The following is a 13,298-nucleotide window of genomic DNA, read 5'->3' as shown; positions in this document are numbered from 1 at the left end:
GGGATCGAAGCCTTCTGCCCGGTCCTTACTTCACCAGCTTGTCGATGGCGGCGGCGAAGGTCTCGAAGGACTGCGCGCCGCTGATGGTGGCCGCGCCCTCGTTGAGGACGAAGGTCGGGGTGGCCTCCACCTTGTACTTGTCCTGGCCGACCAGACGGCTCTGCAGGATGCCGTTTTCCAGCGCCTGATTGGCCATGCATGCGCTGATGGTCTGCTCGCTCATGCCGGCGAGTTTACCGAGTTGGGCCAGCGCCTTGACCGGATCGGCGGCGCGGCTCCACTGGCCCTGGCTCTTGAACAGCACGTCGAGCAGCGGGTAGTAACGCTCCGCCGGAGCGCAGCGGGCCAGCATGGAAGCGCGCAGCGCCGTCTGGTCGAAGGGGAAGTCGCGGAAGATCAGCTTCGCCTTGCCGGTGTCGATGTAGGCTTCCTTGATCTTCGGCAGCGTCTCGGTGTGGAAGGCGGCGCAATGCGGGCAGGTCATCGACGAGTAGTCGAGGATCGTCACCGGCGCGTTGGGGTTGCCGAGCACCCGGTCGGCCAGCAGGTCGGCGGTCGAAACGGCGGGAGCCTGCGCCATCTGCACCGGTGCCGTCTGCACGGGCAGAGTCTGCCCGTTCGACGGCCGGGAGCCGACGACGGCGAGCCCGACGATCAGCGTCATGCCGACCGCGATCAGAGCAACGATGCCCAAAAGGTTGCGGTTCACTTTGGCCTCATCCCTACCAGATGTTGATGGTATAATCGAAACTCCCCTTTTGCGGCAAGAGTATGGCCCAGCCCGAGCCGGCTCTTGCGCCAAGGGATCGCATGATGGCTAGCGGCGGCGCGGTGCCGGACGCGGGCGGGCCAGAAGCGAGCGCCCGAAGCGCTCCAGCGTGGCCCGCAACTCCTCATCCTCCACCGTCGCGGTGGTGGTCATCACCGACAGTTCCTCGTCCATGGTCAGGTCGCGCGGGCGCACCGTCGGCTTCTGTATGGTCAAAGGGGCGGCGTGGATCAGCTTGATCTTCGCCACCGCGCGGTAGCCGAAGAAGCTGTTGATCCGCTCCACGATCTGCGGTTCCAGATGCTGAAGCTCCAGCGCGATGGCGCCCATGGCGCGGATGTGCAGGACGGCGTCCTCCCGCTTGCCGCGCGGGAAGCTCAGCTTGTCGGGGGCGGTGCGAAGGCTCAGCTGGTGGCCGACGATGGACGGCCAGTCGTTGATGAGCGAGCCGAAGGCCAGCCCGCGCTTGCCCAGCGCCTTTCCGGCCACCTCGGGGACGGTCTGGCCGATACGCCGCGGTCCGTTCATGTCAAGGCTTCCTGGTCGGGGCTTTCTGGTGATCGTCCGCGCACCCTAGCGCAAGCGGACCGGACTTCGCCAGCGTGCCCGCGGGTGCCCCGTTATCGGCAGGCCTTTATCGGCGTCCCGGTTCGCCCTATGTCTTGCCGCCATGACGACGTCTCCCCACACCGCCCCAAAAAGCGCCCCCAGGGACGCCGCCCCACGGCTGCTAACTTGGTACGATCACAACCGCCGCGACCTGCCCTGGCGCGCCAAGCCGGGGGAGGTCGCCGACCCCTACCGGGTCTGGCTGTCGGAGATCATGCTGCAGCAGACCACGGTGCCCGCGGCGGCCCCCTACTTCCGCGCCTTCACGGAGCGCTGGCCGACGGTGCGCGACCTCGCGGCGGCGCCGCTGGATGATGTTCTGGTGGCCTGGGCCGGGCTCGGCTATTACGCGCGGGCGCGCAACCTGCACAAATGCGCGCAGGTGGTGGCGACGGAGCGGGCGGGGCGCTTTCCCGACAAGGAGGTGGCTCTGCTGGAATTGCCGGGCATCGGCGCCTACACCGCGGCGGCGATCACCGCCATCGCCTTCGGCCACAAGGCGACGGTGGTGGACGGCAACGTGGAGCGGGTGGTCTCCCGCGTGTTCGCCGTCGAGGAACCGCTTCCCGGCGTGAAGCCCAAGCTGCGCGCGCTGGCCGCCCTCCTGACGCCGGACGAGCGGCCCGGCGACTACGCCCAGGCGATGATGGATCTGGGCGCCACGGTCTGCACGCCGCGCAAGCCGAAATGCATGCTCTGCCCCTGGTCGGACTGGTGCGCCGCCCGCGCCGCCGGCATCCAGGAGCAGCTTCCACGCAAGGTCGCCAAGGCGGACAAGCCGACCCGGCGCGGCGTCGCCTTCTGGCTGCTGAACCCGGAGGGGGACGTGCTGCTGCGCCGCCGGGCGGAGGAGGGGTTGCTGGGCGGCATGACCGAGGTCCCCTCCACCCCCTGGGCCGGCCATGCGCCGAGCGATGCCGAGATCGCGGCGGCGGCCCCGCTGGATTTGACCTGGCGCCGCCTGCCGGGCGTGGTCCGCCATACTTTCAGCCATTTTCACCTCGACCTTGAGGTGGTCACGGGCAAGGCCGGCGACGGCTGGCGGATGGCCGAGGGGCTGTGGGTTCCGGTGGACCGACTGGGCGGGCAGGCTCTTCCCTCCGTCATGATGAAGGTGGTGCGTCACGCGCTGGCACACGCATAGACGGAAGGTGGACTGAGCGACATGAGGCGGCGATCGATCCTGGCCCTGCCGGCATTCCTGGCCGGGGTGTGGCTTGCCGGACCCCTGCGGGCGGAGCCTAAGGCGAAGAAGGCTCCGGCCCCCGGCGGGCGTCGTGTCGCCCTGGAGCTGGTGCTGGCCGTCGACGGGTCGGCCTCGATCACCGATGGGGATCTGGAGTTCCAGTTGCAGGGCCACGCCGCGGCCTTCCGCGATCCGGATGTCAGCGATGCGGTGACCGCGGGTGGAACCGCGGCGACCCTGGTGGTCTTTTCCGGCCCGCACAGCCTGCGCGTCCTGGTGCCCTGGACTCCGCTGACCAGCGCGGAGGAGGTCGCCGCCTTCGCGACCCGGATCGACAAGGCGCCGCGCGGTTTCCAGGGCGACTCCACGGCGTTGGGCAGCGCCATCGAAGAATCGGCGAAGCTGTTCGCCGGCAACGGCTTCGACGCCGCGCGCAAGGTTATCGACATCGTGTCGAACGGCTTTTCCAACAGCGGCCCGGACCCTGCGGGCGTCCGCGACCGGGTCGAGCGGCAGGGGATCACCATCAACGCCCTGGCCATCCTCGACGAGTTTCCGTGGCTGGAAGAGTATTACCAGGAAAACGTCGTCGGTGGAGTGAACGGATTTGTGAAGACGGCGATGGACCGCAGCAGCTTCGTCGAGGCGCTCCGGCAAAAGCTCATCCAGGAAATCGCCGCTTTTCCAGCCCCGCACTCGGTTATCGCCGCAGCTAATTTCTGAGCGCCGCCGCTCAACACCCCCCGAATTTTGGAAAATCGTCTGGAGGAACAACGCCGGGTCGGGCTAATTTACCGTTGCGTGCACAATGTCGATAGAAAACCCCCTTGGGGTGTTTTCCGTCGCACGTTGCGTCCCGAATGGTGCGCTGGAACGGTGGCATGGACGATCATAGGCCGGTGGAGCCGGGCGACATCGGGGTAGCGGACATCGTAGCGGCGGCCGGCGCGGCTGTTAGCGGAAAAGCCATCGCCCATGATGCGGCTCTCATTCCCGACGTTCAAACGGCTGCGGTGGCCGACCGCTCCAGGGGGAAGCCCCGTTTGCAAGCTGTGGCGATGATGCTCGCCGCCATCCTCGTCCTGGTGTTGGGGGTGCTGACGGCCGTGGTGGGTTCGGCCTTCGTCGGCATCGTCGGAATTGCGGAGGAGGCACGCACCGTCACCGTGCCGCGTGTCGACGCTCAACACCGCGATGCCCTGACCGCCGCCGAGCTGAGCCGGCTGGCCGAGGTGATCCTCAACAGCCGGGACCGCACCCGCCGCGCCGCCGCCCTGGAGGAGGCGGAGGCGTTGGCCAGTCGATTCGCCCTGGTGGTCGATGCCGATGTTTTGGACAAGCTCGATCGCGCTCTGGACGCCGTGCGGCGCAGCAACCATCGCGCCGACCTGATCGACGCGCTGTCCGCCAGCATCCGCGAACAGATGGCCGGGGCGGACGACGCGCTGGCCGGCGCCACCGCGCTGCTGGCCGAGCCGGACAAGGCGGTCCAGGATTATGCCTTCCTCAGCAACCTGTACCATCTGCGCCGGCTCTATGGGCAGGCGGCGGCCAGCGAAACGGCGGAGCAGCTCGCGCTGGTGGACAGCGAGATCATCGGGCTGCTGCGCAACCAGCAAGCCCTGCTGGGCAGCCTCTCCAGCATGAGGACGGGGCCGGCGGCTCAGCCCAACCGGCTCGCCATCCTCCTGGACCAGTTCACGGCGGCACACGCGGTGATCGACCTGCAGCGTGGGCGTCTCTCCGTGCTGGCCCAGGTTCGGCAGGACGGCGATCTCGCCTATCGTCAACTGAAGACGCTGGCCGGCAGTCTATCCAGCGACGCCGCCGTGACCACCCTGTTGATGGCGGACCGCATCGTCGCGGACGGCTGGCGCGGCTTGTGGACCGGGGTGGCCGGGGTCGCCGCGGCCGTCCTGCTGCTGGGCATCGCGACGGCGCTGCTGCGCCGCCATGTGGTGGCTCCGGTGCTGCGCGTCAGCGACACGCTGCACGCCTTGCAGGGAAACCCGCAGGCGGTGGCTCTGCCGCCCGCCTTGCTGGAGGAGTTCGACCGCATCGGCGCGGGGGTGGAGCGGTTCGCCGGAGTGATGACCACGCTGCGCCGCCAAACCGCGGCTTTGCAGGCGAGCGAGGGGCGGCTGAACGCCATTTTGCTGTCCTCGCCTTTTCCCATCGTCATCGCGCGGCGTGGCGACGGACGCATCCTGTTCTCCAATGCTTCCGCTGCAGAACTTCTGGAGATCACCGGTTCCGCTCTGCTGGAGCGTACGGTGCCGGATTTCATGGAGGTGGCGGCCGATTGGGAGGTATTCGCCGACGGTGTGTTCCGCCCTGGACGGCGGCCGGATGTCGAGACGCGTCTGAGAACCGCGGAGGGGCGTCCCTTTTGGGGCGTGTTGTCGGCGATGGCGATGGATCACGACGGCGTGGAATCGCTGTTCGTGGCGCTTCACGACATCTCCGCGCGCAAATACGCCGAAAAAGCGCTGGTCGCCGCGAAGGAAAAGGCGGAACGCGCGCTGCACGACCTCCGGCGGACTCAAAGAAGCCTCGTCCAGGCGGAGAAGCTGGCGTCGCTGGGGGCGCTGGTGGCCGGAGTGGCGCATGAGATCAACACGCCCGTGGGGGTCGGCGTGACCGCCGCCAGCCATCTTTGCGAGCAGGCGCGGCAGTTCAAGGCCGGCCTCGCGGATGGACAGCTGCGCCGCCGCGACCTGGAGGAGTTCGTGGACCGGGTCGAGGAGGGGGGCTCGATCATCCTGGGCAACCTGGAACGCGCCTGCACGCTGGTGCAGAGCTTCAAGCAGGTGGCCGTGGACCAGACGTCGGAGGTGCGGCGGCCCTTCGAGCTTCGCGGCTATCTGGACGGCGTGCTGGGCAGCTTGGCTCCGCAGATGAAAGGCACCGGGCATCGGGTGACGCTGGACTGTCCGGACGGGCTGCTTATGGACAGCTACCCCGGCGCCCTGTCTCAGGTCGTGTCGAATCTGGTCATCAACGCGCTGCTGCACGCCTTCCGGCCCGACATGCCGGGCACCATCGCCATCACCGTGCGCGCCGACGGTCCGGCCTCCGCCAGCGCGACGAGCGTCGTGCTGGACATCGCCGACGATGGCCGCGGCATTCCTCCCGACCACATCGAGCGCATCTTCGAGCCCTTCTTCACCACGCGCCGCGCCGAAGGCGGCAGTGGGCTCGGTCTGCACATCGTCTACAACATCGTCACGGGGACTCTCGGCGGGCGCATCGCCGTGGCGTCGCAGCCGGGGGCCGGCTGCCGCTTCACCATCCACCTTCCGCTGACTGCGTCACCCATTGCGCCGCCCGCCGTCACCGCCGGCCGCGTCGCGGTGGAGAAGAAGGAGCCCGCCTGACGGGTCAGGCCCGTGCGCGTTCGATTTCGACGCCGACGCTGGCGGCATCGGGGAACACGTCAAGCTTCTCCACCCGCACCTTGACGCTGGCGATCCGCTCGTCGGACAGGCAGCGTTCGGCGATCCGTTCGGCCAGTGTTTCGATCAGTGTGACGTGCCCCTGGCTGACCAGCCCCTTCACCACCGCCGCCATGTCCTCGCCGGTGACGCCGGGGGCGGCGACGTCCAGGTCGAGGCTCAGGCGGATGCGCTGCGGCTTGATCCGTTCGTGGGCATAGACGCCGATCAGCGCATCCATGACCAGATCGCGCACGAAGCAACGGGTGGAAAGCGCCGTCGGGGCCGAACGGGGCGCCGGAGCGGTGACGGTGGCGAAGAGCTTGTTCATGGCGCACACGCCTATCACGCCGTCCCCGTCCTGCCAAGGCATGCGGGCGGCGTTCGATGAGGGGCTCCAATGCCGAACTTGCGGGAGCGGGGCGGCGCGATCGGCCGCCCAGCCCCAAGCCCGGCGCCGGACGTCAGGCGGAGGCTTCGGAGCGGATGCGCTCGCGCAGCACGTCGATGGGGCGCAGGTCGCCGCCGTCTTCGTAGTGCCAGAAGGTCCAGCCGTTGCAGGCCGGCAGCCCGGCCATGGCGGCGCCCACCTGATGGATGGAACCGCGATGCTCGCCGCGCGGGCCGGCCCCGATCAGTGTGCCGTCGGCGCGCACGCGGGCGACCACGCGGCGGCGCAGGTCGAACAGCGACGTGCCGGGGCGCAGCAGGCCACGCTCCACCACCCAGCCGAAGGGAATGCGCGGCGCCGACCGCTTCGGCGGCGTGTCGAGGACGGCGGCGTCGGGCGCCTCCTCCACCGCCGCGATGCGGGCGGTGGCGGCCTTGGCGTAGGTCGGGTCGCGCTCCAGCCCGATCCAGTTGCGGCCCAGCCGCTTCGCCACCGCCCCCGTGGTTCCGGTGCCGAAAAAGGGGTCCAGCACCGTGTCGCCGGGGCGGGAGGAGGACAGGATGACGCGGTAGAGGAGCGATTCCGGCTTCTGCGTCGGGTGGGCCTTGCGGCCGTCCTCGTCGCGCAGGCGCTCCGCGCCGTTGCAGATCGGCAGCAGCCAGTCGCTGCGCATCTGCAGATCGTCGTTCAGCGCCTTCATGGCGTCGTAGTTGAAGCGGTAGCGGGCGTCCTTCTCGCGCGAGGCCCAGATCATGGTCTCATGCGCGTTGGCGAAGCGCGTGCCGCGGAAGTTCGGCATCGGGTTGGTCTTGCGCCACACGATGTCGTTCAGAATCCAGAAGCCCAGATTCTGCAGCGTGGCGCCGACACGGAAGATGTTGTGGTAGCTGCCGATCACCCACAACGATCCTTCGGGCTTGAGGATGCGGCGGGCCGCGGCGAGCCAATCCCGCGTGAAGCGGTCGTAGGTCTCGAAATCCTCGAACTTATCCCAGTCCTCTTCCACTCCGTCGACACGGGAGTGGTTCGGGCGCAAGAGTTCGCCCCCCAATTGGAGGTTATAAGGCGGATCGGCAAAGACAAGGTCCACCGATTCAGCCGGCATTTCATTCATGAGGGCGATGCAATCGCCCACGAGAATTTTGTTCAGGGGGAGCATTGACGAAACCAAAACAGCGAATCAGTCGTTGGGACAATGATTCGCCGCCGAGTCGCCGTCAACTGATTTCTTGTCCGGGAATCGCGGCGTTCAGCCCGCCCCTTCGATTTGGGCGCGGACTGGTGCAAAAGTGACTCGGTGGTGGGGCGTCACGCCGTGGCGGCGCAGCGCCTCCAGATGCTCCGGCGTCGGGTAACCGGCGTTGCGGTCCCAACCATACTGCGGGTGAAGCTCCGCCAGCCGGATCATCTCGCGGTCGCGCGCCACCTTGGCAACGATGGAAGCGGCGGCGATCGACTGGCTGCGCCCGTCGCCCTTGACGATGGCCTCCATCAGGCAGGACAGGTCGGGCTTGAACTTCCCATCGATCAGCGCGACCGCGGGCGCCTCACCGGGCAGCGCCTCGTAGGCGCGCTTCATGGCCAGCAGCGTGGCCTTGTGGATGTTCAGGTCATCGATCTCCGCCGCGGACGCCTCGGCCAGCGCGACGGCCAGGGCGTGGGCGCGGATTTCCGGCTCCAGCGCCTCGCGGGCGCGCAGGCTCAGCGCCTTGCTGTCGTTGATGGCGCGGGCCAGCGCGTCGGGCAGGCCGCCGGCCGGCAGCACCACGGCGGCGGTGACCACCGGGCCGGCGAGCGGGCCGCGTCCCACCTCGTCGATTCCGCAGACCAGCCGCCCCTGGCCCAGCGCGATTTCGAAGGACAGGTCGGGTTGCGGGCGGGGGGCTTTGACGCGGACGGCTTTGGTGGTGGTCTTGGAGGTCATGGGGAGTCGGTTCTTGCGGGTTCGGCGTGGCGGGGCAGGAGCCGTCCGCCGGACAGCTGCTCGATGTAGATGCGGGTCAGCGAGCGCAGGATGGGCGGCATCGTCTCGATGGCTTTGGCGAACTGGTCCTTGCGGATGATTTCGCAGACCGTGGCTTCCAGCGCAACGACGGTGGCGGCGCGGGGGCGGTTGGCGAGGAGGGCAAGTTCCCCGAAGATACGCCCCGGCCCCAACACGCCGAGGTCGGCCCCGTCGCGCCGAACGCCGACCGAGCCGGACTGGATCAGGTAGGCCGCCGTTCCCTCGTCCCCCTGGCGGAAGAAGCTGTGGCCGAGGCGGAACATGCGCCGGTCCGCCACCGTGGCAAAGGAATCGGAGGAGCGGATGCCGGCGCCGCCCTCCTGCCGCTCGGGCTGGGGCAGGCCGTAGCTGCGGCGGATCGCGGCGACGAGGCTTTCCAGCAGGTAGGAGGCCAGCGGCGGGCAGCGGCCGCGCAACGCGCGGAATGTCCCGCGCGACAGCTCCACCGCCTCGACGGTGGTCAGTGCACGCACCGTGGCGCTGCGCAGCCCGTCGTCCAGCAGCGCCATCTCCCCGACTATGGCGTTGGCGCCGACGGTGCCCAGGCGGATGGGGCCGTCCGGGCCGTCCAGCAGAACCTCCAGCTCGCCCGACTGGATCAGCCATGCGCAGTCCCCGGCCTCGCCCTGGCGGAGCAGCACGGTGTCGGCGGCGATGCGCCGCGTGGGAAGATCGGGTCCGCTTCTGCTCATCGCCGGTTCCATCGCTCCGGGCCGGGTGCCCCTGTTTTGTAAAGGTTAGCGCGAATGCCGGTCCGGTTCAGGCGAATTTCCCGTGGCCCATATCGTGGTGGCGGTGACGCTTGGCGGAGGGCGCCGGCTGCGCTATGCATGGCGCCCTCAAATCGAGAGGCCGGAAGTCATGACCACCATCGCCACCACCGAATGCCCCTGCCGTTCCGGCAAACCCCTGGACGCCTGCTGCGGCCCCTATCTGGACGGCACCGCGCCGGCGCCGACCGCCGAAGCGCTGATGCGGTCGCGCTATTCGGCCTTTGCCTGCGGGAGGATCGATTACCTGCAGGAGACGCTGCTGCCGGAGACCCGCGAGGACTTCGACCGCAAGGAGATCGAGGCTTGGGCCGCCAACAGCCAGTGGACCGGCCTGGAAGTCCGTGCCACCGAGGCCGGCCGGGCGGAGGACGAGGACGGCGTGGTCGAGTTCGTCGCCCACTTCACCATGAACGGCAAGCCGCAGAAGCATCACGAGACCAGCCGTTTCACCAAGCGGGACGGCCGCTGGTACTATGTGGACGGCACGCTGGGTGCCCGTCCGCGCAGTGGCCCCAAGGTCGGCCGGAACGATCCCTGCCCCTGCGGCAGCGGCAAGAAGTACAAGAAGTGCTGCGGGGCGGCCTGACGGCCCAATCTTGAAGGGGCAGTCTTGGAGCGCCCGGACTTGACCGGGAATCCGCCGATTCTCGCAGCAATTGCGATATTTTTGGTCGCCCGGTGACCATCGGGCGGCCTTCGGCCGTGTTTTGGCCGAATCTTTCTTTCCGACGCGCGCGATCTCAATTGAAAAGCGCGGCGGAACGGATCATCTTCGGGGGGCCATGTTCCGCCGGTTGGGGCATGGCCTATCACGACAGATGAGACCACGTATGTTCGACCGTCCGCAGCGCAACAGCTTCCGCGCTCCCGAGATCACCCAGCGCAACATCCGCGCCACCGTCAAGTGGTTCAACGCGACCAAGGGCTTCGGCTTCGTCACGCCCGAAGACGGCTCGCCGGATGCCTTCCTGCATTCCACGGTTCTGCAGTTCTGCGGACACGACAGCCTGCCCGAGGGTGCCACCATCACCTGTGACCTGTCCCGCGGCCCGAAGGGCCCGCAGGTCGCCACCATCCACGACGTCGACACCTCGACCGCCAGCGAGTCCCCGCGCCCGGCGGCGCGTGCTCCGCGCGGCGACAGCTACGGCGGCGGCTACGGCGGTGGCAGCAGCTACGGCGGCGGCGCCGGCGGCGCCGAGGAGACGGTCGACGGCACCGTGAAGTGGTTCAACGTGTCGAAGGGCTTCGGCTTCATCGCCCCGTCGACCGGCGGCAAGGACATCTTCGTCCACATCCGCGCTCTGGAGCGTTCGGGCCTGGACGTGCTCGCCGACGGCGAGCAGGTGCGGGTGACCGTCCGCCAGGGCGTCAAGGGTCCGGAAGCGCAGCGCGTCGAAGTGGTCTGACGTCGAACAGCCGGGTGTGAGGGGGCGGGGCGGACCCATCCCCACACGTCCGGTCGCGGAAGCAGCACCATTCCCATCACCGTCACGATCCGCCAATAGGGTCTGAAACGGTGCGCGGGGCACAAAGAAAAGCCCGCCGTTCCATTGGAGCGGCGGGCTTTTTTGTTAGGCATCGTTGAAAGGGGTGGGGTTTACGGCCGCCCGATCAGCGTGCCCATCAGGCGGGTGCGGATGGCGGCGACGGCGCAATCCAGCGGGCGGTCGGCGTCGGGCTTCGACGGGGCGGCGGCCACATCCGGGCACAGATCCTCGATCCGCCAGGCGCGAGGCGGCGGCGGCGGGGTGGCGTGCGGGTCGCAGGTCGCCGGGTCGGGATGCGTTTCCTCGCTGTTGTCGTTGGCCGGCTTGATCTCCAGGTTCGGCGACACGCCGAAGCAGTCGACCAGCCCGCCCGACGGGCGGAAGTAGCGCGCCGTGGTCAGGCGGATGCCGATGTCGCCGGACAGCGACGAAATCGTTTGCACCGAGCCCTTGCCGTAGCTGCGCGTGCCGAACAGAAGCGCGCGGCTGTGGTCCTGAAGGGCGCCCGCGACGATCTCGGAGGCCGAGGCCGACCCGCTGTTGATCAGCAGAACGATGGGCAGCCCGGCCAGCAGGTCGCCCGGCGTGCCGGTGTAGCGGCGGTTCTCGTCCGGGTCACGGCCGCGCACCGACACGATGTCCACCGCCTCCAGGAAGCGGTCGGCGACGTTCACCGCCTGATCGAGCAGGCCGCCGGGGTTGTTGCGCAGATCCAGCACCGCCCCGGCCAGCCGGCCGTGAGCCTGCCGGCGCATCTCCTCCACCGCCTCGTCCAAGGCGTGGGAAGTCTGCTGGTTGAAGGCGGCGATGCGGATGTAGGCGACGTCGCCCTCCAGCCGGTAGCGGACAGGCTGGATCTTTACGATCGCGCGGGTCAGCGACACGCGGAAGGGAGCGTCGGGGCCACCGTTCCCGCTGTTGCCGCCGTTGCGCCGCATGGTCAGAGCGACCGAGGTGCCGACCGGGCCGCGCATGCGGGCCACCGCGTCGCGCAGGTTCATGCCCTTGACCTGGGCCTCGTCGATCCGGGCGATCAGATCGCCGGTGCGCAGCCCGGCGCGGGCGGCGGGGGAGCCGTCGATGGGGGACACGACGCGGATCAGGCCGCTGTCCTCGTCCATCGTCACCTCGATTCCCAGCCCGCCGAACTCGCCCTGGGTCTGCTCCCGCATGTAGCGGAAATGCTCCGAATCGAGGAAGGCCGAATAGGGGTCGAGGGAGGTCAGCATGGCGTCCAACGCCGCCTCGGTCAGAGCCCGGTCAGTAACCCCCGGCTCCTCCTTCTTCTTTTTCTGGAGGCCGGCGACGGCCTTTTCGACCAGAACCTGCGGCGTGCCCGGCTTCACATGCTCAGCCAGCACGCGGCGCAGGACGTCGGAGAAGAGAAGGTAGTTGCGGTCCGCCGGGGAGGGGAGGGCGGAGGTGCCCTTGGCCTTCGCGAACTCCTGCCGGTAATGCTCCAGCGCGATGCTGGTGTCGGCGCGGGAGGCGGGCACAACCGCGCAGGCGGGTCCCATCGCCACCATCAGCAGCAACAGCGCCGCCAGCAGTTTCGCCATCCTGCGCCCCTCTTGACTGACCGGCCCGGCCGGCGGAATCAAAGCCATCAACGCGACTGCAAGCCTTATTGTACCAGGGGTTTCGCCTGCCGGACGCCCGAGGCCGGTGCATATGTGCGTCTGTACAGCGGAACATGGCCTTCCGGCCGGTCCCGCCGGTCGTCCATCCGCAACCTAGCACGTTGACCGGGCAATCTCAAATCCTGCCCCCTGGTGCCGCGGGGCCCGTCGCCTCGCGCAGGATAGGATATATGTCTCCACCCGCCGCGCCGCCACTCTCCGGGCGGGGGAGGGCGGCGGCGCGGGGATTCTACGCCTTAATAGGCACCTTTTCCGCTGAGCATCACGCCGACCGTGCGCAGCAGGATGCGGATGTCGCCCCAGAAGCTCCAACCCAGCAGATAGGCGGTGTCGAGCTGGACGCGCCGGCCATAGTCCACGTCGTTGCGGCCGCTGACCTGCCACAGCCCGGTCAGGCCGGGACGGCAGCGCGTGTAGAAGGGGAAGCAGACGTGATAGCGCGCCACCTCCTCCTGCACGATGGGGCGCGGACCGACCAGACTCATGTCGCCGGTCAGGACGTTGAAGAGCTGCGGCAGCTCGTCCAGGCTGGTGCGGCGTAGGAAGCGGCCGATCCAGGTGATGCGGGGATCGTTGCGCAGCTTGCGCGTGGCCTCCCACTCGGCGCGGGCCTCCGGGTCGGATTCGATCAGCGTTTCGAACACTTCCGGCGCGTTGACGACCATGGAGCGGAACTTCCAGCAGGTGAAGTCGCGGCCCTCCGTCCCGATGCGCCGGTGGCCGAACACCGCGGGGCCGCCGTCCAGCGTGATGAGGAGCCCGACGATCAGCATCAGCGGTCCGAAGAACAGAATCAGCCCGACCGCCCCCACGAGGTCGAAGGCCCGTTTCACCCGGTTGCGGTGCAGCGGTACCATCGCCGGCAGACGCGCGACCAGTTCCGCGGCGGACGCCGTGCCGGCGAGCGTCGCCGGCTCCAGCGGTGCAGCACCCAACTGGATGGACTGCGGAATACCCATCGATCCCCCGTACTCGCAATTCGGCTGGCGGAAACACGACCG

The 13,298-nt window shown here is 68.6% G+C and carries 13 protein-coding genes; 5 read left to right on the top strand and 8 right to left on the bottom strand.

Annotation, left to right across the window (positions count from 1 at the left end; translation table 11 throughout):
- Nucleotides 1-25 precede the first annotated feature (25 nt).
- Nucleotides 26-709 (bottom strand): DsbA family protein, encoded by a 684-nt coding sequence (locus AMK58_RS19405; RefSeq protein ID WP_236778244.1) that lies wholly within the window; start codon nt 707-709, stop codon nt 26-28.
- Between the two features lie 108 nt (nt 710-817).
- Nucleotides 818-1,297 (bottom strand): DUF721 domain-containing protein, encoded by a 480-nt coding sequence (locus AMK58_RS19400; protein ID WP_014198352.1) that lies wholly within the window; start codon nt 1,295-1,297, stop codon nt 818-820.
- A 142-nt stretch (nt 1,298-1,439) separates the two neighbouring features.
- On the opposite strand from AMK58_RS19400, the gene mutY reads away from it, so the two are divergent.
- From mutY to AMK58_RS19385, 3 genes are all read left to right on the top strand, one after another.
- Nucleotides 1,440-2,522, top strand: coding sequence for an A/G-specific adenine glycosylase (gene mutY, locus AMK58_RS19395; RefSeq protein ID WP_035678609.1), 1,083 nt, complete (start codon nt 1,440-1,442; stop codon nt 2,520-2,522).
- Between the two features lie 21 nt (nt 2,523-2,543).
- Nucleotides 2,544-3,287 (top strand): DUF1194 domain-containing protein, encoded by a 744-nt coding sequence (locus tag AMK58_RS19390; protein ID WP_035678612.1) that lies wholly within the window; start codon nt 2,544-2,546, stop codon nt 3,285-3,287.
- Nucleotides 3,288-3,445: 158 nt separating this feature from the next.
- Nucleotides 3,446-5,941: an ATP-binding protein gene (locus AMK58_RS19385; RefSeq protein ID WP_079285417.1), complete on the top strand. Its 2,496-nt coding sequence runs from the start codon at nt 3,446-3,448 to the stop codon at nt 5,939-5,941.
- Between the two features lie 4 nt (nt 5,942-5,945).
- Here the strand turns inward: AMK58_RS19385 and AMK58_RS19380 are convergent, their stop codons facing one another.
- The 4 genes from AMK58_RS19380 to AMK58_RS19365 form a co-directional block, all read right to left on the bottom strand.
- A complete protein-coding gene (locus tag AMK58_RS19380; protein WP_236778243.1) occupies nt 5,946-6,329 on the bottom strand; it encodes a dihydroneopterin aldolase in 384 nt (127 codons plus the stop codon).
- A gap of 133 nt (nt 6,330-6,462) precedes the next feature.
- Nucleotides 6,463-7,548, bottom strand: coding sequence for a site-specific DNA-methyltransferase (locus AMK58_RS19375; protein WP_035678616.1), 1,086 nt, complete (start codon nt 7,546-7,548; stop codon nt 6,463-6,465).
- Nucleotides 7,549-7,638: 90 nt separating this feature from the next.
- Entirely contained in the window at nt 7,639-8,313 is a 675-nt protein-coding gene (locus tag AMK58_RS19370; RefSeq protein WP_035678617.1) for a ribonuclease HII, read from the bottom strand.
- A complete protein-coding gene (locus AMK58_RS19365; protein ID WP_059399309.1) occupies nt 8,310-9,086 on the bottom strand; it encodes a cyclic nucleotide-binding domain-containing protein in 777 nt (258 codons plus the stop codon). The genes AMK58_RS19370 and AMK58_RS19365 overlap by 4 nt, the downstream gene beginning before the upstream one ends.
- Nucleotides 9,087-9,255: 169 nt before the next feature.
- Here AMK58_RS19365 and AMK58_RS19360 point away from each other — a divergent pair, with 169 nt between their 5' ends.
- Both AMK58_RS19360 and AMK58_RS19355 read left to right on the top strand, forming a co-directional pair.
- On the top strand, nt 9,256-9,753 hold the full coding sequence (locus AMK58_RS19360) for a YchJ family protein (protein ID WP_059399308.1): 498 nt from the start codon (nt 9,256-9,258) through the stop codon (nt 9,751-9,753).
- Between the two features lie 244 nt (nt 9,754-9,997).
- Entirely contained in the window at nt 9,998-10,576 is a 579-nt protein-coding gene (locus AMK58_RS19355; protein ID WP_059399307.1) for a cold-shock protein, read from the top strand.
- 191 nt (nt 10,577-10,767) lie between these two features.
- Here the strand turns inward: AMK58_RS19355 and AMK58_RS19350 are convergent, their stop codons facing one another.
- Together AMK58_RS19350 and AMK58_RS19345 are read right to left on the bottom strand one after the other, a co-directional pair.
- On the bottom strand, nt 10,768-12,216 hold the full coding sequence (locus tag AMK58_RS19350; RefSeq protein ID WP_035678629.1) for a S41 family peptidase: 1,449 nt from the start codon (nt 12,214-12,216) through the stop codon (nt 10,768-10,770).
- 317 nt (nt 12,217-12,533) lie between these two features.
- Entirely contained in the window at nt 12,534-13,256 is a 723-nt protein-coding gene (locus AMK58_RS19345; protein WP_051140586.1) for a sugar transferase, read from the bottom strand.
- Between the last annotated feature and the right edge of the window lie 42 nt (nt 13,257-13,298).

It is taken from the genome of Azospirillum brasilense (assembly GCF_001315015.1).
GTDB lineage: Bacteria > Pseudomonadota > Alphaproteobacteria > Azospirillales > Azospirillaceae > Azospirillum > Azospirillum brasilense.
Note: the sequence above shows the minus strand (reverse complement) of the source record. Positions and strands in the feature narration are given on the sequence as shown.

Excerpts from the sequence above, each read along its gene's own strand:
- AMK58_RS19360 (WP_059399308.1), top strand. The coding sequence starts at position 9,256 with ATGACCACCATCGCCACCACCGAATGCCCCTGCCGTTCCGGCAAACCC.
- AMK58_RS19370 (WP_035678617.1), bottom strand. The coding sequence starts at position 8,313 with ATGACCTCCAAGACCACCACCAAAGCCGTCCGCGTCAAAGCCCCCCGC.
- AMK58_RS19350 (WP_035678629.1), bottom strand. The coding sequence starts at position 12,216 with ATGGCGAAACTGCTGGCGGCGCTGTTGCTGCTGATGGTGGCGATGGGA.
- AMK58_RS19355 (WP_059399307.1), top strand. The coding sequence starts at position 9,998 with ATGTTCGACCGTCCGCAGCGCAACAGCTTCCGCGCTCCCGAGATCACC.
- AMK58_RS19385 (WP_079285417.1), top strand. The coding sequence starts at position 3,446 with ATGGACGATCATAGGCCGGTGGAGCCGGGCGACATCGGGGTAGCGGAC.
- AMK58_RS19345 (WP_051140586.1), bottom strand. The coding sequence starts at position 13,256 with ATGGGTATTCCGCAGTCCATCCAGTTGGGTGCTGCACCGCTGGAGCCG.
- mutY (WP_035678609.1), top strand. The coding sequence starts at position 1,440 with ATGACGACGTCTCCCCACACCGCCCCAAAAAGCGCCCCCAGGGACGCC.
- AMK58_RS19380 (WP_236778243.1), bottom strand. The coding sequence starts at position 6,329 with ATGAACAAGCTCTTCGCCACCGTCACCGCTCCGGCGCCCCGTTCGGCC.
- AMK58_RS19365 (WP_059399309.1), bottom strand. The coding sequence starts at position 9,086 with ATGAGCAGAAGCGGACCCGATCTTCCCACGCGGCGCATCGCCGCCGAC.
- AMK58_RS19375 (WP_035678616.1), bottom strand. The coding sequence starts at position 7,548 with ATGCTCCCCCTGAACAAAATTCTCGTGGGCGATTGCATCGCCCTCATG.
- AMK58_RS19390 (WP_035678612.1), top strand. The coding sequence starts at position 2,544 with ATGAGGCGGCGATCGATCCTGGCCCTGCCGGCATTCCTGGCCGGGGTG.
- AMK58_RS19400 (WP_014198352.1), bottom strand. The coding sequence starts at position 1,297 with ATGAACGGACCGCGGCGTATCGGCCAGACCGTCCCCGAGGTGGCCGGA.